The sequence below is a fragment of the Streptomyces sp. SM11 genome (assembly GCF_002910905.1).
Taxonomy (GTDB): domain Bacteria; phylum Actinomycetota; class Actinomycetes; order Streptomycetales; family Streptomycetaceae; genus Streptomyces.
Genome location: NZ_NEUE01000287.1, coordinates 1 through 19,188, shown reverse-complemented (window position 1 = coordinate 19,188; position 19,188 = coordinate 1). Strand labels below are relative to the sequence as shown.

General features: G+C 72.1%; 16 protein-coding genes. 15 read left to right on the top strand and 1 reads right to left on the bottom strand.

The window, feature by feature from the left end:
- Positions 1-77 precede the first annotated feature (77 nt).
- The 11 genes from gntD (at position 78) to B9S58_RS31485 (ending at position 11,808) form a co-directional block, all read left to right on the top strand.
- Complete coding sequence (gntD, locus tag B9S58_RS31535; RefSeq protein WP_103535340.1) at positions 78-1,112, top strand: guanitoxin biosynthesis L-enduracididine beta-hydroxylase GntD; 1,035 nt, start codon at positions 78-80, stop codon at positions 1,110-1,112.
- Positions 1,113-1,192: 80 nt separating this feature from the next.
- Entirely contained in the window at positions 1,193-1,945 is a 753-nt protein-coding gene (locus B9S58_RS31530; RefSeq protein WP_103535339.1) for an SDR family NAD(P)-dependent oxidoreductase, read from the top strand.
- A 35-nt stretch (positions 1,946-1,980) separates the two neighbouring features.
- Positions 1,981-2,391, top strand: a complete 411-nt coding sequence (locus B9S58_RS31525; RefSeq protein ID WP_103535338.1) for a cobalamin B12-binding domain-containing protein — start codon at positions 1,981-1,983, stop codon at positions 2,389-2,391.
- Positions 2,391-3,662 carry a methylaspartate mutase gene (locus B9S58_RS31520; protein WP_103535337.1) on the top strand — a complete coding sequence of 424 codons (1,272 nt, stop codon included), beginning with the start codon at positions 2,391-2,393 and terminating at the stop codon, positions 3,660-3,662. The genes B9S58_RS31525 and B9S58_RS31520 overlap by 1 nt, the downstream gene beginning before the upstream one ends.
- Before the next feature lie 26 nt (positions 3,663-3,688).
- Entirely contained in the window at positions 3,689-4,993 is a 1,305-nt protein-coding gene (locus B9S58_RS31515) for a glutamate synthase-related protein (protein ID WP_103535336.1), read from the top strand.
- A gap of 192 nt (positions 4,994-5,185) precedes the next feature.
- On the top strand, positions 5,186-5,404 hold the full coding sequence (locus tag B9S58_RS31510) for an MbtH family protein (protein WP_103535335.1): 219 nt from the start codon (positions 5,186-5,188) through the stop codon (positions 5,402-5,404).
- 14 nt (positions 5,405-5,418) lie between these two features.
- On the top strand, positions 5,419-6,174 hold the full coding sequence (locus B9S58_RS31505) for a thioesterase II family protein (protein WP_258045158.1): 756 nt from the start codon (positions 5,419-5,421) through the stop codon (positions 6,172-6,174).
- Positions 6,171-7,175 (top strand): TauD/TfdA family dioxygenase, encoded by a 1,005-nt coding sequence (locus B9S58_RS31500; RefSeq protein ID WP_103535333.1) that lies wholly within the window; start codon positions 6,171-6,173, stop codon positions 7,173-7,175. The genes B9S58_RS31505 and B9S58_RS31500 overlap by 4 nt, the downstream gene beginning before the upstream one ends.
- A gap of 58 nt (positions 7,176-7,233) precedes the next feature.
- On the top strand, positions 7,234-9,045 hold the full coding sequence (locus B9S58_RS31495; protein ID WP_103535332.1) for a non-ribosomal peptide synthetase: 1,812 nt from the start codon (positions 7,234-7,236) through the stop codon (positions 9,043-9,045).
- A gap of 242 nt (positions 9,046-9,287) precedes the next feature.
- Positions 9,288-10,661, top strand: coding sequence for an MFS transporter (locus tag B9S58_RS31490; protein WP_258045157.1), 1,374 nt, complete (start codon positions 9,288-9,290; stop codon positions 10,659-10,661).
- A 139-nt stretch (positions 10,662-10,800) separates the two neighbouring features.
- A complete protein-coding gene (locus B9S58_RS31485) occupies positions 10,801-11,808 on the top strand; it encodes an aspartyl/asparaginyl beta-hydroxylase domain-containing protein (protein ID WP_103535330.1) in 1,008 nt (335 codons plus the stop codon).
- 515 nt (positions 11,809-12,323) lie between these two features.
- Here B9S58_RS31485 and B9S58_RS31480 read toward each other — a convergent pair.
- On the bottom strand, positions 12,324-13,742 hold the full coding sequence (locus B9S58_RS31480) for a pyridoxal-dependent decarboxylase (protein WP_103535329.1): 1,419 nt from the start codon (positions 13,740-13,742) through the stop codon (positions 12,324-12,326).
- A 639-nt stretch (positions 13,743-14,381) separates the two neighbouring features.
- Between B9S58_RS31480 and B9S58_RS31475 the strand changes: the two genes are divergently transcribed.
- From B9S58_RS31475 to B9S58_RS31460, 4 genes are all read left to right on the top strand, one after another.
- Positions 14,382-15,494, top strand: a complete 1,113-nt coding sequence (locus tag B9S58_RS31475; protein ID WP_146063590.1) for a hypothetical protein — start codon at positions 14,382-14,384, stop codon at positions 15,492-15,494.
- The gene (locus B9S58_RS31470) at positions 15,491-16,300 is read left to right on the top strand and encodes a methyltransferase domain-containing protein (RefSeq protein ID WP_103535327.1); all 810 of its coding nucleotides are present in this window, start codon (positions 15,491-15,493) and stop codon (positions 16,298-16,300) included. Before B9S58_RS31475 ends, B9S58_RS31470 begins: the two co-directional genes overlap by 4 nt.
- A gap of 265 nt (positions 16,301-16,565) precedes the next feature.
- Positions 16,566-17,465 carry a universal stress protein gene (locus B9S58_RS31465; protein WP_103535341.1) on the top strand — a complete coding sequence of 300 codons (900 nt, stop codon included), beginning with the start codon at positions 16,566-16,568 and terminating at the stop codon, positions 17,463-17,465.
- A gap of 165 nt (positions 17,466-17,630) precedes the next feature.
- The gene (locus tag B9S58_RS31460) at positions 17,631-19,022 is read left to right on the top strand and encodes an IS1380 family transposase (RefSeq protein WP_103531556.1); all 1,392 of its coding nucleotides are present in this window, start codon (positions 17,631-17,633) and stop codon (positions 19,020-19,022) included.
- The last annotated feature ends 166 nt before the right edge of the window (positions 19,023-19,188 follow it).

The window sequence follows — 19,188 nt, the reverse complement described above, 5'->3', positions numbered from 1 at the left end:
CACCGACGAACAGCGCACGCACCCGCATCCAGATCCCGGCGCCAGACGCCATGGCCCGTCCAGGAAGAGCCGAAGCCATGATCGAAGAGACCCTGACCCAGTACGAGCTGTCCGCCACGGAGGTGGAGCAGCTCAGGGACGGCGCAGCGCGGCTGGCCGTCACCCTCGGCGACCCGACCGCGCCCGGAGACTACGACGACGAGTACCACCGCTTCGCCGACGCGGGGCTCCCGCCCCGGCTGCGCACATTCCTGGAGACCTTCCGCCGCACCGAGGCCGCCGCGGGGCTGCTGATCCACGGCTTCCCGGTGGACGACGAGTCGGTCGGCCCGACCCCCGACCACTGGGAGCACGTGACCGGGCCGAGCACCACGACGGAGCAGGAGATCATGCTGGCCATGTGCGCCACCGCACTGGGCGAGCCGTTCACCTTCTCCACCCTCCAGCTCGGCCGCATGATCCAGAACATCCTCCCCATCCGCGGCGACGAGCTGCGCCAGAGCGGCCACGGCAGCGAGACGCTCCTCGAGTTCCACACCGAGGACGGTTTCCACCCGGGCCGCTGCGACTACCTGCTGCTGTTCGGCATCCGCAACGACGACCAGGTACCGACGATCATCGCGTCGGTCCGGGACGTGAAGCTCAACGACGAGGACATCGACGCCCTCATGCGGCCCGACTTCCAGATCATGCCCGACGACGAGCACGTCCGGCAGTTGCAGTTGCGCCACCCCGACCACCCGGCGCTCGCCCAGGTCGAGGAGATGCAGCGCAACCCCGTCGCGGTGCCCGTCCTCTTCGGCGACCGGAACCGGCCCTACCTCAGGGTCGACCTGCCGTTCATGCGCTGCGCGGCCGGCCGGCCCGGCGCCGAGCACGCGCTGCACGCGCTGATGGCCGAACTCCAGCGGGTGCAGCACTCCGTGGTGGTGGAGCAGGGCAGCCTGCTGGTCGTCGACAACTACCTCGCGGTGCACGGCCGCAAGCCGTTCCAGGTCCGCTACGACGGCCGCGACCGGTGGCTCAAACGGATGATCGTCAGCCGCGATCTGCGCAAGGCCGCCCAGGCCGGCGCCGGCGGCATGCCGGGCAGCAGCCGGGTCCTCTTCTGACCCCTCGCCACCACTGAGCCGCCCTCCGCACGTTCCTCCACTCTCCCCCTCTCCCCTTCCACCTCAGTCAAGGAGTCGTCTTGCGCACCGTCGTCATCTCAGGGGCCTCCAGCGGGATAGGCCAGGCCACCGCCGCACGCTTCGCCGCCGCCGGGGACCGGGTGTTCAACCTGGACGTCGCACCGCCCCAGGACCCGGCCCCGGCCCGGCCGGTCACCTGGCTCAAGGCGGACACCGCCGACTGGACGGCCGTGGACCGGGCCGTGCGCCAGGTCCACGAGGACAGCGGCCGGCTCGACGTGGTGATCGCCAACGCGGGCATCAGCGTCCGGCACGGCGTGCTGGACATCAAGGAGGCCGACGCTCGGCGGATCACCGACGTCAACCTGCTGGGAGTGCTCGGGCTCTGGCAGTCCGCCGCCCGCCTGATGGCGGCGAGCGGCGAGGGTGTGCTGCTCGCGACCGCGTCCGTCAACGGCCGCCGCGGCTACCCGTACTACGCCGACTACAACGCGACCAAGGCCGGGATCATTGCGCTGACCCAGACCTTCGCGCTGGAACTCAGCCCTGCGGTACGGACGGCGTGCGTCAGTCCCGGCGGGGTCCTCACGCCGATGCAACTGGCCGAGTACACCGACGAGATGCTCGCCGACACCAACGCCCGCATCCCGGCCGGCCGGCACGCCGACCCCGAGGAGATCGCGGCCGCCTTCTTCTACCTCGCCTCCGCGGAAGCCGGGTTCATCACCGGTCAGGAGCTGGTCGTCGACGGCGGCGAGACGGCGGGCGCGACCACCTCGGTCCACGGCACCGCCGTGCCGGCCCACCACTGACCGCACCGGAGCCGAGCGGAAGATTCGACAACCTCATGCACACCGTAGTCACCACCACCTCGTCCGACGCGCACACGTGGAACCTGATCTACCTGGAACTCCTGCTCCGCGAATGGGGCCACGAGGTACTCAACCTGGGCGCCTGCGTGCCCGATGCCCTGGTGGTCGACACCTGCGTCGAGCACCGCCCCGACCTCCTCGTCGTCAGCAGTGTCAACGGCCACGGCGCCAACGACGGGCTGCGGCTCATCAGACGCGTCCGGGCCGTCGAGGAACTGGCGGACACCCCAGTGGTGATCGGCGGCAAACTCGGCACCGCGGGCAACGTGGCCACCTGGGCACCGAGGCTGCGCGAGGCGGGCTTCGACGCCGTCTTCGACGAGAGCGGGGGCATCCCGCCCTTCCGCGGCTACCTCGACAGCCTCACGGCCGGGGCGAGAGTCTGATGGCCCGGGGAGGTCCGGCCCTCGACTTCGGCTCGTTCGTGCGCGACGCCCCCGAACTCGTCGTACAGCCCCGGATGGGGTTCAGCTCGCCGGTCCGGATGCGCGCCGGGCTGCTGGCCACCCGGAACGCCGACGCCACCACCGTCGGCACCCTCACCATCGACAGCTACACCCGGGTCGGCGACGAGGCCGCCGCCCGGCGGGCCGTGGACGAGGGCGTCGACCTCAACGGCTTCCCCCTGGTCACCCACGGTCCCGGGACCACCGCCCGGATGCTCGACGGAGTCGCCGCACCCGGGTTCCCGGTCCAGGTGCGGCACGGCTCGCCCGCACCGCAGGCCATCGTCACCGCCCTGGCCCGGACCGGGTTGCACGCCACCGAGGGCGGCCCGGTCTCCTACTGCCTCCCCTACAGCCGCACCCCGCTCGCCGAGTCGGTGCGGAACTGGGAGGAGGCCTGTCGGCTCCTCGCGGCGGCGGGCGGGCCCGGGCAGCGCCCGCACCTGGAGTCCTTCGGCGGCTGCATGATGGGCCAGCTCTGCCCGCCGTCCCTGCTGGTGGCCCTCTCCCTCCTGGAGTGCGTGTTCTTCGCCCGCCAGGGCCTCAAGAGCGTCTCGCTCAGCTACGCCCAGCAGATCGACGAGGAACAGGACGAAGAGGCCGTCCGGGCGCTCCGCAGCCTCGCCACCGAACTGCTCCCCGGTATCGACTGGCACGTCGTGATCTACACCTACATGGGGGTCTACCCGCACTCCCCCTCCGGCGCACGGGGCGTGCAGGACCGGGCGGTACGGCTCGCCGTGCGCACCGGCGCCGAGCGGCTGATCGTCAAGACCGCGGCGGAGGCCTACCGCATCCCCACCGTCGCCCAGAACGTGGAGGCTCTGGAGACCTCCGCCCGGACCGCCCGGCGGACCGCGCCCCGCCCCGGGGCGCGCGACGCCCGGGACAGCGAGGTGTACGCGGAGGCGCGGGCGCTGGTGGACGCGGTGCTGTCGCTCAGCGACGACCTGGGGACCGCGCTGGTACAGGCGTTCGCGCGGGGCTGGCTCGACGTCCCGTACTGCCTGCACCCCGACAACGCCGGCCGGGCGGCCTCCTTCATCGACGAGCGGGGGCGGCTCGCCTGGAGCTCGATCGGGGCGATGCCCCTGGGTCACGTCACGACCCCGCGGCCCGCCGCCGCGCTGACCAGCAGCGGACTGCTGGACGCCCTGCACCACGTGGAGACCCGGCTCGGCCTCGGACAGTTCTCCGGGGCCGGGGCGTGAAAAGAGACAAGAAGGAGTGAGGACAGATGAGTTCACTGCACGCGGACGGCTACCCCGAGGCGCTGGTGCGGGCCCGGGCCCGGGAGGGCACGGCCCAGGTGTTCCCGCCGGCCACCTCGTACGGGCACGAGCTGTTCGGCGCGGCCCCGGCGGGCCCGGGACCCGCCGCCGACGCCCTGGACCGCGCCCGGCTGGTACCGCCGGCCTTCATGCCGCTGCGGCTGGAGAAGCTGATCGAGCTGGCCCGCGAGCCGCTCTACCGGGACGTGGGCCTGACCACCGTCCTCGGCGGCTTCTCCGCCGCCCTGCCGCTGTACGTCTCGGCGTTCGGGTCCACCCAGGTCGCCAGCCGGGACCTGGGACTGGCAGCCGGGCGGCAGGCAGCCCGGCTGGGCATCCCCATGGTGATCGGGGAGAACGTCGGCCCGGTCAACGGGACCGGGCGGCTCGGGGAGCGCGAGGGCCGCACCCTGCTGGGCCGGATCGGTGCGTACCAGGACGCCCTGGAGGGGCCCGGCGGCGGGATCGTCGTCCAGCAGTCCACGGAGGACGCCGATGCGGAGATCTGGAACCTCATCTACAGCGACCCCTCCGTGCAGCCGCTGCTCGCCTCCGGCCGGCTCGCCTTCGAGCTGAAGCTCGGCCAGGGCGCCAAACCGGGGCTCGGCGGCATGACGCTGGTCGACGCGGAGTCCGCCCGCCGTCTGGAGGAGCAGTACGCCGTCGAGCCCGTCGCCGGCGGGGACGGGCTCAACGGGAGCACGGCCAAGGTACTGCGTTCGAGCTGCCCGGGGACCTTCACCCAGGACATCCTGGCCCACCAGGTCCGGCTGATGCGCAACAACTTCCCCCGGGCCCGGATCTGGGTGAAGCTCCCGCCGTCCCGCGACGTCCGGGAGGCCACGGCCGTCGCCTGGGCGGCCGGGGCGGACGCCGTCACCGTCGACGGGGCGGAGGGCGGTACCGGCTGGGCGCCGCTTTCCTTCCTGGACTCCGTGGGGCTGCCGCTCGCCGAGTGCCTGCGCCGCGTGCGGCCGGGCCCGGGGCAGTGCCTGCTGGTCAGCGGCCGGATGTGGGAGGGGGCGCGGGCGGTCAAGGCGCTGGCGTCCGGTGCCACCGCGATCGGGCTCGGGCGGGCCGCGCTGCTCGCGGTGGACGAGGATCAGGACCGGGGTCTGGAGCGGCTGGTGCGTGCGCTGGCGCTGGAACTCCGGCTGCTGATCAGCGCGCTCGGCAAGTACCGCCCCTCCGACCTGGGGGCGGAGGACCTGTGGCAGCCCGACGCCCCGCAGGAGGCGCCGGCCCTCGTGCCCGAGTACGCGCCGGGGTAAGGACACGCGCCGGAAGGAGGGGCGCGCCGGGCGCCTGAACTGCCCGCCACCTGCCGAATCAACTGCCGCTCCCCCGGTCCGCCCGCTCCTAGGCTCCAGGAGAGCCACCGCTCCACCCGGCCGCCCGACCAAGGCCGTTCGACAGAGAACGCGCGCCACGAAGAGCGCCGTTCGCGACAGAGGGAAGAACTCATGGCGAACCCCTTCGAGAACGAGGAGGGCCAGTACCTGGTCCTCGCCAACGACGAGGAACAGCACTCCCTGTGGCCCGCGCAGATCGCCGTGCCGGCCGGCTGGCGCACGGTCCACGGGGTGGACAGCCGCGCCGCGTGCCTCGACCACATCGAGCGGACCTGGACCGACATGCGGCCGGCCGGACTGCGCCGTGAGATGGACGGGGTGGCGCAGTAGCCATGGTCAACCAGTTGCTTGCAGACGCGTCGGTGGTCCGGCCGGTCAGCCGGCCGTCCGCCACCCGCACCCTGGTCTGCCTCGGGTTCTGCGGCGGCGGGACCGGCCCGTACCGGAACTGGCTCGGGGAGCTCGACGAGTCCACCGAACTGGCGCTGGTCTGCTACCCGGGCCGGGAGGGCCGGTTCGCAGAGGACTGCGCCACCACCTGGGACGAGCTCGCGCGGGACGCCGCCGAGTCGGTGCTGCGCGCGGCGGACGGCCGCCCGTACACCCTCTTCGGGCACAGCATGGGCGGCTGGATGGCCTTCGACGTGGCCGCCCGCCTGGAGGCGGACGGGGCGCACGCCCCGGACCGGCTCATCGTCTCCGCCTGCAACGCCCCGGACCGCGGAGTGACCGACCGCGACCGCTTTCCACGGATCGAGGACGCCGACGGACGGCTGCTCGAATGGATGCGGGAGATCGGGCTGCTGCCCGCCTACGTCCTCGACGACCCCGACCTGAGCGACATGGCCGTCGAGCTGATGCGCGCCGACATCGTGGTGCGCGACTCCTACCGCCCGACCCCCGGCGCCACCGTGTCCATGCCCGTCCAAGTGCTCCACGGTGAGGACGACGCGGTCATCGAGCCCGCCGTCGCCGAGCAGTGGGGACGCTGCGTCCGCGGCGAGCTGCGGGTGGACGCGCTGCCCGGCGGCCACTTCTACACCCAGCCCCTGTGGGAGGCCCTTCCCCAGCACTTCGCACCGCGAGAGGACCCGTCATGACGCTCCAGTGGATCGAGGAGCCGGGCGCACCGCTCACCGTGGTGATCGACGGCGTGCGGACCATGGACGCGGCGGGCGCCTGGGTGCGCGAGCACCACGCCGAGCTGCGCGAGGCGCTCACCCGGCACGGCTCGCTGTACCTGCGCGGGCTACCCATCGTCTCGGCCGGCGACTTCGCCACCGTGCGCGACGAGCTGTTCGCCGCGCGCGCCAAGTACCAGGAGAAGGCGACCCCCCGCAGCGACTTCGGCGACGACGTCTTCTCGTCCACGGACCTGCCCCCGGCGCAGGCCATCCGGATGCACAACGAGAACAGCTACACCCTGTCCTTCCCCGGTCTCCTGCTGTTCTGCTGCCTGACCGCGCCGGAGGAGGGCGGAGCCACCCCCGTCGCCGATGTCCGCAAGGTCCTCGCGGAGCTGCCGCCCGAGCTGGTGGAACGCTTCCGGGAGCACGGCTGGGCCCTCACCCGCAACTACGCCGAGCACATCTCGCTGGACTGGCGCACCGCCTTCGCCACCGGCTCCCGCGCGGACGTGGAGCGCTACTGCGCGGACAACGGGATCGGCTGGGAGTGGGGCGAGGACGACACCCTGCGCACCCGGCAGGTCCGCTCGGCGCTCGTCCGGCACCCCGGCACCGGTGAGGAGGTGTGGTTCAACCACGTGGCGTTCTGGAGCGAGTGGTCCCTGGACCCCGACATCCGGGACGTGCTGGTGGGCGAGTTCGGCCGGGACGGGCTACCGTTCAACACCGCTCCGGGCGACGGGAGTCCGCTGACCGCCGACACGGTGGCCGCCCTCGACGCGGCCTACGAGAAGGCGACCGTCCGCCGGTCCTGGCAGCGGGGCGACCTGCTCCTGGTGGACAACATCCTCACCGCGCACGGCCGCGACCCCTTCCACGGCGACCGGAAGATCGTCGTCGCCATGGGCGAACCGGTGGCGCTCGCCGACTGCCGGCCGACCGTCCCGGTGGCCGAGTCGGCCCTCACGGGCTGAGCCCCCGTACCAACGCGGCGGCCGCCCACCCCCACCTGCCCTGATCAAGGAGCCTGTGATGCACGCGAGTTCCCCCGGTCTGACCGAGGCCGAAACTGCCAGGGCGGTCCCGGACCGGGCCGCCGACGATCCGCTGCTGCGCTTCCAGCGCGCGGTCACCGCGCACCCGAACCGCACGGCGCTCACCACCCCCGCGGGCGAGCGACTCACCTTCAGCGCCCTGGACGCGCGGGCCCGGCTGCTGGCGTCGGCCCTGGCCGCCGCGGGGGTCCGTCCCGGCGCGGCCGTGGGCGTCAGCCTGGACCGCGGCCCCCACCTCGTCACCGCGCTGCTCGCGGTGTGGCGGGTGGGGGCGGCCTATGTGCCGCTCGACCCGGCCCACCCTGCCGAGCGCTTGGACCACATGGTCGCGGACGCCGGCATCTCGGTGGTCGTCGCGGCCGGTGAGGGGCACGACCGGGCCGGCCGGGTACGGGTCGTCGCACCCGACTCCGGCGCGGTGTTCCCGGTGCCGGAGGCCGCCGTGCCGCCCGGCGCACCCGCCTACGTCATCTACACCTCGGGGTCCACCGGCCGGCCCAAGGGCGTGACGGTGACCCGGGGCGGCGTGGCCCACCTGATGCGCTCGCTGGAGGAGGGCGGCGTCTACGCCGACACTCCCGGCCGGGTCGCCTGGAACGCGAGCATCTCCTTCGACGCCTCCGTCCAGCAGTGGGTCCGCGTCTGCCGCGGTGACGGACTGCTGCTGCTCACCGACGAGCTGCGCGCCGAGCCCGAGGCGCTGGGCGCGTATCTCGCGGAGCACGGCGCCACCGATCTGGACACCACGCCCGCGCACTGGACGGCGCTGCGCGACCAGGTCGTCGCTGCCGCCGCGCTGCTGCCGGACCGTCCGCTGCGGCTGTTCGTCGGCGGCGAGGCGATCCCGCCCGCGATGTGGGCGGACCTGGCCGAACTGTCGGACCGCGGCCTCGTCAGCGCGGTGAACCTCTACGGCCCCACCGAGTGCACCGTCGACGCCACGGCCGGCCGGGTCACCGGGGACGGCCCCCACATCGGCCCCCCGCTGCCCGGCGTGGGCGCGTACGTCCTCGACGACGCCCTGCGGCCCAGCGACGAGGGGGAGCTGTACCTGACAGGCCCCGGCCTGGCCGAGGGCTACCGCCACCGGCCCGCGCTGACCTCCGAGCGTTTCCCCGCCGACCCGTTCGGCCCACCGGGAAGCCGCATGTACCGCACCGGGGACCGCGCGCGGTGGCGGGCGGACGGCACTCTGGAGTACCTCGGCCGGGTCGACCACCAGGTCAAGGTGAACGGGTTCCGCGTCGAACTGGGTGAGATCGAGACCGCACTGACGGATCATCACGAGGTGTCGGCCGCCGTCGTGGTGGTGCGGCGCGACACCGCCGGCGCGACCCTCGCCGGGTACGTCGTCCCGCGCGCCGGTGCCGTGCTCGATCTGCCGCGGCTCCGCGAGCGGCTGGCCGCCCGGCTCCCCGCGTACATGCTCCCCTCGCTCACCGGGCTGGCCGCACTTCCGCTGTCGGTGGGCGGGAAGGTGGACCGGTCCGCGCTGCCCGAGCCGGCGATCGACGGCGCCGGGGACCCGGCGGGGACCGGCTCCGGCGACGTCCTCCCCGAGGGGGAGTTCGAGACCACCGTGGCCACGGCCTGGGAGGAGGTGCTCGGCCGGACCAAGGTGCTGGCGACGGACGACTTCTTCGCCCTGGGCGGTCACTCCCTCATGGCGCTGCGCGTGGTCGCCGACCTCAAGCGGCGACTGGGCGTGGTCATCCCGACCAAGCTCGTCTACCGGCATCCGGTGCTGCGCGACCTCGCCCGGGAGGCTGCCGCCCTCAAGAACCGCTGAAGGGCACCGGGCGGTCCGCGGCGTACGGGAGGATTGCCGGGCCGGGGAAGCCGTGATCCCCAACTCCCCCGGCGGGGTCACGGAAAGCACGCCTGCTCCCCCGGCGGGATCACGGATGGCCACCCGCCCCGGCCCCGCCCGCACCACGACGAATGACGGAGAGGTTCGCATCGATGCCCCACCAGACGCCCCCCGGGAGCGGCGTAGCCCCCCAAGGCAAGCGAACATCCCTGTACGGCCTGATGACCGCGTACACGGTCTCGCTGTTCGGCACCAGACTGACGATGATCGCGCTGCCCTGGCTGGTCCTGGTCACCACCGGCAGCGCCACCCAAACCGGGCTCGTCGTCTTCTGCGAGGCCGTCCCCCTGGTCGTCGGCAAGACCCTCGCGGGCCCGCTGATCGACCGGATCGGGTCCCGGCCGTTCTCCGTGGCCGCGGACCTGCTCAGCGCCGTCGTGGTCGGGCTCGTTCCGCTCTTCCACCGGCTGGACATGCTGCCCTTCTGGGCCCTGCTCGTACTGGCCGCGGGCATCGGGGCGGTGCGCGGACCGGGTGACATCGCCAAGCGCACGATGACCCCGGAGGTCGCCGAGGAGGCCGGGATCCCGCTGGAGCGGGCCAGCGGCCTCGTCGGCACCCTGGAGCGGCTGGCCGGCACGGCCGGACCCGCGGCGGCCGGCGCGCTGGTCGCCTTGCTCAGTCCGCTCTGGGCCATGACCGCCAACGCCCTCTGCTTCCTCGTCTCGGCGGCGGCCATCGCGCTGACCAGCCCCCGCCGGGAGAAGCGGACGGCCCGGGTGAAGGAGGCGGTCGAGGAGGAGCTGGAGAGTTACCGCGAGCGGCTGGCGGCGGGCATCCGGTACCTCCGCAAGGACCGGCTGCTGCGCTCCATCGCGGTGATGCTCAGCGTCACCAACCTGGTGGACGCCGCGTACGGTTCGCTGCTCGTCCCGGTCTGGGCGGACGAGATCGGCGGCGGCCCGGCGGCGATCGGGGCGCTCGGCTCGGTCTTCGGCATCTCCGCCGTCGGCGGGTCCGCGCTGGCCACCGGCTTCGCGCACCGCCTGCGGCGACGACCCACCTACGTGATCGCCTTCCTGATCGCCGGCCCGCCCCGGTTCCTGGTGATGGCCTTCGACCTGCCGCTGTGGTTGGTGCTCGCGGTGGCCGCGTGCGACGGCCTGGCCATCGGCTTCGTCAACCCGATCCTCAACGCCGTGATGCTGGAACGGATTCCGCGCCCGCTGCTCGGCCGGGTCTCGGCCCTCACCGACTCCGTCGCCTCCGCCGGGGTCCCGCTCGGCCCGATGCTGGCGGGCGCCGCCGTGACCGCCGCGGGCCTCGCCCCCGTCCTGTTCGCCTGCGCCGGCCTCTACCTGGTCAGCACGATCCTGCCCGCGATGCGTCCCCACTGGCGCGAGCTGGACATCCGGGGGCCCGCGCCCGGTTCCGGAGCCGGTCCGGCAGAGAAGGACCCCGGGCCGGCGGGCGAGAACCCGGTCCCGGTCGGCGCGCGGCGGGCCGACGAGGCAGCGGAGCCGGGGGCGGCGGACACGGAGGCGGCCACCGGCCCCGGAGCTGCCGCCGGAACTGCCTCCGATACCACCCCGTAGCACTCGTACCGGTGGATAGCGTCGTCGACGGGCGTACTGCGGCCGGCAGTCCGGAGACCCGCCCGCCCACCGCCCCCGTATCCCCTGTGACCCACGCACCTGAACCCCGGACAACCGACTCCCAGAAAGAGGCGTTCCCATGTCGAGTGGCACGTTCGCTGCGATACAGCTCAAGGGCGAGTACGACGTAGACCGGCTGCTGGCCGAGCTCCAGGAACTGGAGCGGACCCAGTGGGCCGCCCAACGCACCTACGGAGAGAGCCTGGAACCGGGCGATGCCACCCTGCTCGACTGGCGGGTCCTCTCGCTCCGCAGCCCCGAGGGCGACGGCGAGCGCACCGACCCGGGCGGATTCGGCCTCGTCGAGTACGCGTTCACCCCCTGGCTGGACAAGGCCCCCTACATCGCCTCCATCCTCGACGCCATCCCCACCGAGCTGCGCTCGGTCCGGCTGATGTCGCTCGGCGTGGGCGCGGAGGTCGACGAGCACCGCGACGTCCCGTACGGCCTGCCCGCCGGCTGGGTGCGGCTGCACATCCCGCTGGTCACCAACGACCGGGCGGTGTGCACGCTCGGCGGCGAGAAGCACACCTGGCAGCCGGGCACGTTCTGGTTCGGCGACTTCTCCCGGCCGCACTCGGTCCGCAACGACGGCGACGAGCGCCGGGTCCACCTGGTCATCGACGCCTACGTCAACCAGGAGCTGCTGGAACTCTTCCCGGCCGAGTTCCGGGACGCCGTCCGCTGGTCCGACGTGCTCCTGAACCGCCCGGAACTCCCCCTGGACGAGAACGAACTGCCGTCCTTCGCCGGCACCTTCGCCCTCCCCGACGCGTTCCTCTACGGCGAGTCCGAGGAACTCGCGGCGGTCGGCGACCAGCACACCGCGGACGCCGTGGCCGCCTCGGAGGACCGCGAGGGCCGCATCCGCGTGGAGGGGAAGCGGCTGGTCCTCGACGTGGACGGGGAGCCCCGCGCCGTCCTGGTGCACCTGGGCGAGGGCGAGTTCCGCGCCATGGGCTGGACGGCGGAGCGCACCCTGAAGATCGAGCCCGCGGGCACCGGCGGACCGCGCGTCCGGCTGCGGATGCGCTGGGGCAGCCGCATGGAGGAAGTCGTCCGCGCGTCCACCCCGGCCGCGGCCTGACCCGGGCGGACAGCAACCGGCGTTCCGCTCGATCCCGTCGAGTTCGTCCCGGACGGGCTCGCCCCGGCCCGGCCGGACCCGGCGGCGGGCGCCCGCCGGCCGGCCCCGCCCCGGGTGGGAGAAAACCCGCACCTCTGGCCGCCACGCGCGGAGCGCCACCGCGCGTTCGCACCGCGCACACCGCGCCAGACGTGCTGGTGACCGAGGAGCGGAGCCCTGCGGCGACGCCCAGGGCCCCGGCGGAGCGCGCGTGCTACACCGCGTGCTACATCGGAACCAACGTGGCGCGCCAGCCGCCGCTCGGCACGTACCTGGGCGTGGCCCCGGTGTCCGTCCCGCCACCGCGGCCCGCCCACCCTTCCGGCGGCGGCCCGTACGGCCGCCCCTCGGTGGCCGGGCACCCGCCTGCACTTCTCGCTCTCACCCAGCGGCAGCCTGGACCTGCCGGCCTTCGCCTCGACGCCGGTGGGCGTCGACACCGAGACGGTGCCGTCCTCCGCGGCCTCATGCGCACCTCATGCCATCGAGGAATCCGCAGGCATGCTCTCGCACAACGCCACAAACGCAGTACGGACGTCCGCTTCGGTGGTCCGCCAATTACTGAACGCGGCACGCAACGCCGGAACACCCGCGTACACGGTCGGGGTGAGGAACACGCGACCGGCCGCCTTCCCGGCGAGCGCGGCCAGCCGGGCGGGAGTGGGGTTCTCGGCAAGGGTGAAGCACACGACATTGAGCCGGACCGGAGCCAGCATCCGCAGCCCGGGAGCGGCATCGATGGACGCGGCCAGGGAGCGCGCGCACGCCATGCACCGTTCGACGATCTCCCGGTGCCCGTCCCGCCCGTAGGCACGGAGCGTGAACCACGTTGCCAGCGCACGCAGCCGTTGGGAGTTCTCCGGCGTCCGGTGCACACGGTCGACCCCGTCCCCCGCGGGATCGAGGTGGGCCGCCGTATCGGGACCGAGGTAGGCCGCAGTGTTGCGGAAGACACGGACCTGCAGATCCTGACGGCGGGTGAACTGCACCGCACTGTCGTAGGGCACGTTCAGCCACTTGTGGAGGTCCACGCAGACCGAGTCGGCATCGTCCATGCCGTCCACCAGGAATGCCGACGCGGGGGAGAGAGCGGCGAACCCTCCGAAAGCGGCATCCACATGGAGCCAGAAGTCATAGCGGTTGCGCAGCCGCACGATGGCGCGGAGGTCGTCGAAGTCGCCCGAGTTGACCGTGCCCGCGTTCGCCACCACGACGCACGGGCCGTCGGCCTGTTCCAGAGCGGCCTCCAGCGCGACAGGGTCCACCGCCTCCCTCCCGGCCAGGGTGGGGACCAGGACCAGCGACGCCCTGCCCAGACCCAGCATCGACAGGCTCTTGGGCACGCTCGAATGAGGGCTTCCGGACAGCACCCGCACCGTTCCCAGCGCGCCTGCTCCCTCTTCGGCGGGAGAGACGCCGAGCCGCTCCCCGAGCCATTCCCGGGCCACGGCGAGACCGACCATGTTGGACATCGTCGCCCCGCTGACCAAGGTCCCTTCCTGCTCGCGGGAGAGCCCGAACAGATCGCGGAGCCAGGAGACCGTCTCACGTTCCAGTTGCTGCCCGGCACCGTCGAGCGAGGAAAAGGAGTTCTGGTCCGCCGCAGCTGTCAGCCAGTCCCCCGCGAGCGCGGCGGGGGTCACCCCGCCGGTGACGAAACCCCAGTATCGCGGGCCCGCGCTCGCCGACAGGTTGGGCTCCCAGCGCTCCGCGAAGTCCACGAGCGCGGCCTGCAGTCCGCTCCCCCGCTCGGGAAGGCCGGCCGCCCGCGAGCCCCGGAACAGCGGAACGACCTCCCGCTCCTCCAACCCGTCAAGGAAGGCTGTCACGTGCTCCCTCACGGACTGCAGAAGCGAGGGAAGACGCACCAGATCCTCCGCCAGGTCAGAATGCACGCTGCACTCCGTTCGTCACAAGCGGAAAGGTAACGGCGCTTGGCGCACCATCACCTCCAGGACGACCGGCTCCCGCAGATCCGGGCCGGAGGCCGCCGTACCCTGGCCGACCCGACCCACAAGCCATTTCCGCAGCAGCCGAGTTGACCGGCCCGTCCGGCCCAGCTTCTCAGCTCGGCTCGGTGCGTGGCAATCGCGACGGCCCGGCCCGGCCCGCCCTCAGGGATGGCGTCTTCGGAAGGCGTTCGGTCCAGCGGGCCGCACCGCCGGTCACCGGCCGACCTGACGACCGTCACCCCCGGGCCTTCAGCAGCCCTTCGGGCGTGGCGAAGACTTCGCCGGGCTGAACTTGTTCCGCTTTGACGGACCCCATCGGTGTGGTGGTCGGGCTGCGAGTGCGGTTCCCCGACTGATCCGCCCACGCGCCCGTCGAGGCTGCCGTCCACTCACGCGAGCCGGACGGCAGCACTGCCCGATCAAGGACATGCCTGGCCCGTCGGCGACGGACCGGCCCGGAGGCGGTCCGCACCTGTCGGCGCCGGCCGTTACTTCCGTCGGGGAACCCCGTTACCACTCGGATCATCAAGATCTTCTTCTGGAACGGGTTGTACGGCATCAATGGAATCGACACTGACGGCGGTGCGAGCTCCCGCGCCCGTACCCATGCGCGCCCCCAGCCATACGGTCCTGCCGGGTGACTGGTCGGACTTCGGGTGCCGGGTCAACGCATGGACTCCCGCGGAGCTCTTCGACCGGTACGGAAGCTCGCGCTTCCTCTACCCGGGCAAGCGGGCAAGGCTCGCCCCGTACTGGCCGGTGATCCTCGACAACTGGCAGCGCGCCCGGCGTGCCGGGGAACTGCTGCACTGGGTGGGGTCGTACGACGACCCGAACGGCGGCTGGGCATCGATGACGTCCTGGCGGTCCACCCACGGCGGCTGGCAGACCCAGCACCTGGTCAGCCACGGCACGCTGGTGGGTGCCCGCGCCGTGATGCTGGCAGGCCTGGCTGTCCGCATGGCCGAGAAGCGGGATGTGGCACAGCAGGACTGGTTCAGTCCCGGCAACCGGTTCGCGGCCGTCGCCTTCGGTGGCATGGTGGGCAACGTTTCCCCTGGGCAGGCAGCGGTGGTGCCGGGGGACTACGTCATGGTGCCGCTGCCTCTCGCCCGCTCCCTTGGCGCCTTGCAGGCCAGGGCGGAGCGCGTGACCGAGCTGGACGACGCGGCGTGCCCGGAACTGGCCGCCCTCGCGAGCCGCTGCCGTGGAGATGTGTACGTACGGGCCGAGGGGCTGGACCGCGGTGATCTGAGGCTGAGCGACGTCGACCGGCTCTACCGGTTGGTGGGACTTCGCCGCTATCGCAGGATCTGGGCCGCCTACGACGCCACCGGCCGGATGCTGGCGGCCGCGCTGGCCTACCGGGGCCCGCTGGGCTTCAACTTCTCGTTCCTGGAGAACCGGTGCGACCTGCTGGTGGCACCCGGTCTCGACACGGACGAGGCGCGGCGGGCGGTGGACGCGGTGCTGTCCGCCGCGTCCACCGCTTACGAGGGATTCGAGCCCGGTTGCCTGCCCGTCGCCAGTTCCCTGTCGCTGGACCGGCTCGTCACGGCAGGCGCGGAGCGTGTCCGCCCGTACACCCAGGCCCTGTGGCTGGCCGAGGCGCACCACGATTTCTACCAGTACATCGACGACCTCTACGAGCGGCGCCTGCGCGGCCGGGTCGCACACCCGAGGAGGACCACATGAGCGTTCCGTACCTGATGGAGGACCGCCGCGAGGTCGGCCGTCTGGTCGCCAAGGTGGACGCCGATGCATGGGTGCGGGAGTACCTTGCGCCCGTGATGCCCACGGGGGCGCCGGAGGTCCTGGACGTGGGTGCGGGGCCGGGACACATCGCGCAGGCCGTGTGCCGGGCACGGCCCGACAGCCGGGTCGTGGCCTTCGACGGCAACCCCGAGCGGCTGGCCGCCGGCTCCGGAAGCCCGGATGGTGCCGCGCTCGTACGCCGCTGCGGCGACGCCCGGGAACTCCCCTTCGAGGACGGCGTCTTCGATGTCGTCTACTCCCGGCTGATGCTGCAGTACGTCGCCGAACGAGGCCGGGCCGTCGCGGAGATGGCCCGTGTCACCAAGCCGGGCGGCGTGGTCGTGCTCTTCGACCTCGACGGCCAGCTCGTCTGGCACGATCCGGTCCCTCCCGCGCTGAGTGCGGTTCTCGACCCGGTCGTGGCGGCTCTGGAGGCGACCGGATTCGACCCGCACACCGGCCGTCGGCTGTACCGGCTCGCCCGTGAGGCCGGCCTCACCGATCTCGCCGTACGCGTCGATCCGTACCACCTGATCGCCGGGCCGATCGACCCGGCCGAACGTGAGCAGTGGCATCTGAAGCTCGACATCGCCCGCCCCGCCATCGCCCGTGCGCTGGGCTCGTCCGGGGCCGCGGACGAGGCCGTCCGGATCTTCCTCGACCACCTGGACAGCGAGGACACCCTCACCTACTCCGTGGCGTTCACCGTCACCGGCCGTCGGAAGCCGGGCGTACGTCTGCGCTGACATGGCCACAGCGCGTGGGAGAAGATCCGCCGGGCGCATCTGCCGCAGGTCAGCCCATCGCGCGGCTCACCCGTAGTGCATGCTGCCGACTCCGTTGCCGCTTCTCCCCCTGCCAAGAAGACCCCATCATGATCGTGCTACGAGCTCGTTGTATCCAAGTTGCCGTGGTCGCGACCGGATCGTGTGATGGAAGCAAGTCCATACCAGCCCCGAGCCTCTCGGTGCTGTGTGGGAATCCGGACGAACAGCGGGAGAGAAGATGACTATGGCCGATCAGCGCATGACCGGAGCGGTGGTGGTGGGGGTGGTTGACACCGCGGAGCAGAGGCTGGTCGTCCGCCAGGCCGCCGAGGAGGCGGTTCGGCGTGGGGCAGTCCTGCGGATTCTCCATGCGGTCGAGTGGCCTGCGCCCCCGGGATCGGTTGAATCGGCCGGTCGGGGCGCGACTGCGGAGCAGGCGGAACAAGTGATCGCCTCGTTCTCCGAGTCGGTGGCTCAGCAGTTCCCGCAGCTGGAGGTCCTGCCCGACGTGGTGTCCGGGTCGCCCGCACGAGCACTTGTCGACCGGTCCTCCGCAGGGGCGTTGATCGTTGTCGGCCACCGGGGCACCGGAGGGTTTCCCCGGTTGCCCCTTGGCTCGGTAAGTCTCCAGATCGCCACGCACTCGGCGTGTCCTGTTCTCGTGGTCAGGCCGGGAGATCGTGAGGAGCCGAGGGAGAACCGAGTGGTGGTAGGCGTCGATGTGGACGATCTCCCGTCCGGTCTGATGGAATTCGCACTGGAGACGGCGGAGGCCCGCAACGCTGCCCTTGAGGTGGTGTACGTGGCCACGCGTCCAGAGCTTCTCGGTACCGGCCCCACTGGACCTGCGCTCATGGACGACGAGGCGGTTTCGAGCAGTGCGCAGGAGAGGCTGGAGAACATGCTGGCCTCCTACCGGTCTGACCACCCCGGCCTGGACCTACAAGGGCACGTCAAGCGGCACCACCCCGCAGAGGCCCTGGTGGATGCCTCACGGCACGCGAGCCTGCTGGTGGTCGGCTCCCATGGCCGAACCGGGCTCAAGAGGCTGCTGCTCGGCTCGGTGAGCGGCAAGGTGCTGCACACTGCCCTGTGCCCGGTAGCCGTGGTCCCGACCGCGCATCAAGGCCGTGGAGGAGATTGAGACGCTGCTGGACTCCACCCACACCAACACGCCGGAGCCTTAGCCTTGATCCACCGACGTGATGTCTGTGGATGACTCTTCCGGAAACGAGGAAGTGCCTTGTGACCTGTGATGATGGGAGTTCTTCAGGCTTCCAGCACGCACGATCGGCAAGGCACTTCCGAGATGCAAGTTTCCCATACGCCGGCGGCGGTCTCCGCTGCGTTCGATGATCCGAATCTGGTCGCGCTGGCCGGGCTGGTTCCGGTGATGCGGCTGGCCGAGCGGTGTGGTCTTTCGCGTCTGGTGGCCCAGAAGGTGAGGCTGACCGGGACAGCGAACGGCGCGGGGGCCGCGGCGGGTGCCAAGGTCAGCAGCATCGTGGCCGGCATGGCGGCGGGGGCGGACAGTATCGACGACCTCCACGTGCTGCGGCACGGTGCGATGCCGGCCCTGTTCCGGGGGATCCGCGCGCCGTCCACGCTGGGCACGTTCCTCCGCGCGTTCACCCACGGCCACGCACTCCAACTCCACGCCGTCCACCGCAGGTTCCTCGCCGGTCTGGCCGCCCACACCCCCCTGCTGCCCGGCTCCGGCACGACGGCGTTCATCGACGTCGACTCCACCCACAAACGGGTCTACGGCCGGGCCAAGCAGGGCGCCGAGTACGGCCGGTTCAAGGGCATCCGCACCATGCACCCCCTGCTCGCCACGATCTGCACCCCACAGTCGCGCCCGGTGATCGCCGCAGTACGGATGCGCCGCGGCAAGGCAGCCGATTCCCGTGGAGCCCCGAAATTCGTCAGCGAGGCACTCGCCACCGCCGCCGAGGCGGGCTGCACCGGCACCCGGATCCTGCGAGCGGACTCGCAGTTCTACAACGGCGGGGTGATCGCCGCCTGCCGCCGGGCCGGAGCCCGCTTTTCGATCACCTGCGGGATGAACCCCTCCATCAAACGGGCCGTCCTGGGCATTCCCGACGGGGCATGGCAGCAGATCACCTACCCCACCGCGGTGCCCGACCCGGAGACCGGCGAACTCATCTCCAACGCCGAAGTCGCCGAGATACCCGCCTACACCGCGTTCACCGGCCGCAAGAAGAGCGAACGGGTCACCGCCCGGCTGATCGTGCGCCGGGTCCGTGACCTGGCCAAACCCGCCGTTGTGGGCGAACAGGGCGAGTTGTTTCCCGTCTGGCGCTACCACCCGTTCTTCACCGACCAGCCCGCCCCGACGCTCCAGGCCGAGCAGGAACACCGTCACCACGCCGTCATCGAGCAGGTCATCGCCGACAGCAAAGCCGGGGCTCTGGCCCACCTTCCGTCCGGAAACTTCAACGCCAACGCCGCCTGGCTCACGCTGTGGGCGATGACCTACAACCTGCTGCGGGCCGCCGGCGCGCTGGCCTCCACGTTCCACGCCAGGGCCACCACCACCACGATCCGCACCCACCTCGTCCACGTTCCGGCCCGGATCGCCCGCTCAGCACGGCGCATCACCCTGCACCTGCCACGCAACTGGCCCTGGCAGCACGCCTGGACACACCTGCTCGACACCGCCCACGGGCCACCCGGCTGACACGAACAGCCCCCGTCCACCCGCCCGCAAGGGCCCGACCGGAACCACACCGTGGAAAAGCTGGGCAAACCAGCGGATACAACCTGCCCATACCCAGCCACCGACCCGAACCGGCCCAGAAACCGATCAGAAGATCACACTCAAACCACTTCGGTGGATCAAGGCT

Coding starts and splice junctions, on each gene's coding strand:
- B9S58_RS31520 (WP_103535337.1), top strand. CDS start 2,391: ATGGCCCGGGGAGGTCCGGCCCTCGACTTCGGCTCGTTCGTGCGCGAC.
- gntD (WP_103535340.1), top strand. CDS start 78: ATGATCGAAGAGACCCTGACCCAGTACGAGCTGTCCGCCACGGAGGTG.
- B9S58_RS31495 (WP_103535332.1), top strand. CDS start 7,234: ATGCACGCGAGTTCCCCCGGTCTGACCGAGGCCGAAACTGCCAGGGCG.
- B9S58_RS31500 (WP_103535333.1), top strand. CDS start 6,171: ATGACGCTCCAGTGGATCGAGGAGCCGGGCGCACCGCTCACCGTGGTG.
- B9S58_RS31485 (WP_103535330.1), top strand. CDS start 10,801: ATGTCGAGTGGCACGTTCGCTGCGATACAGCTCAAGGGCGAGTACGAC.
- B9S58_RS31470 (WP_103535327.1), top strand. CDS start 15,491: ATGAGCGTTCCGTACCTGATGGAGGACCGCCGCGAGGTCGGCCGTCTG.
- B9S58_RS31510 (WP_103535335.1), top strand. CDS start 5,186: ATGGCGAACCCCTTCGAGAACGAGGAGGGCCAGTACCTGGTCCTCGCC.
- B9S58_RS31515 (WP_103535336.1), top strand. CDS start 3,689: ATGAGTTCACTGCACGCGGACGGCTACCCCGAGGCGCTGGTGCGGGCC.
- B9S58_RS31525 (WP_103535338.1), top strand. CDS start 1,981: ATGCACACCGTAGTCACCACCACCTCGTCCGACGCGCACACGTGGAAC.
- B9S58_RS31465 (WP_103535341.1), top strand. CDS start 16,566: ATGGCCGATCAGCGCATGACCGGAGCGGTGGTGGTGGGGGTGGTTGAC.
- B9S58_RS31460 (WP_103531556.1), top strand. CDS start 17,631: ATGCAAGTTTCCCATACGCCGGCGGCGGTCTCCGCTGCGTTCGATGAT.
- B9S58_RS31490 (WP_258045157.1), top strand. CDS start 9,288: ATGACCGCGTACACGGTCTCGCTGTTCGGCACCAGACTGACGATGATC.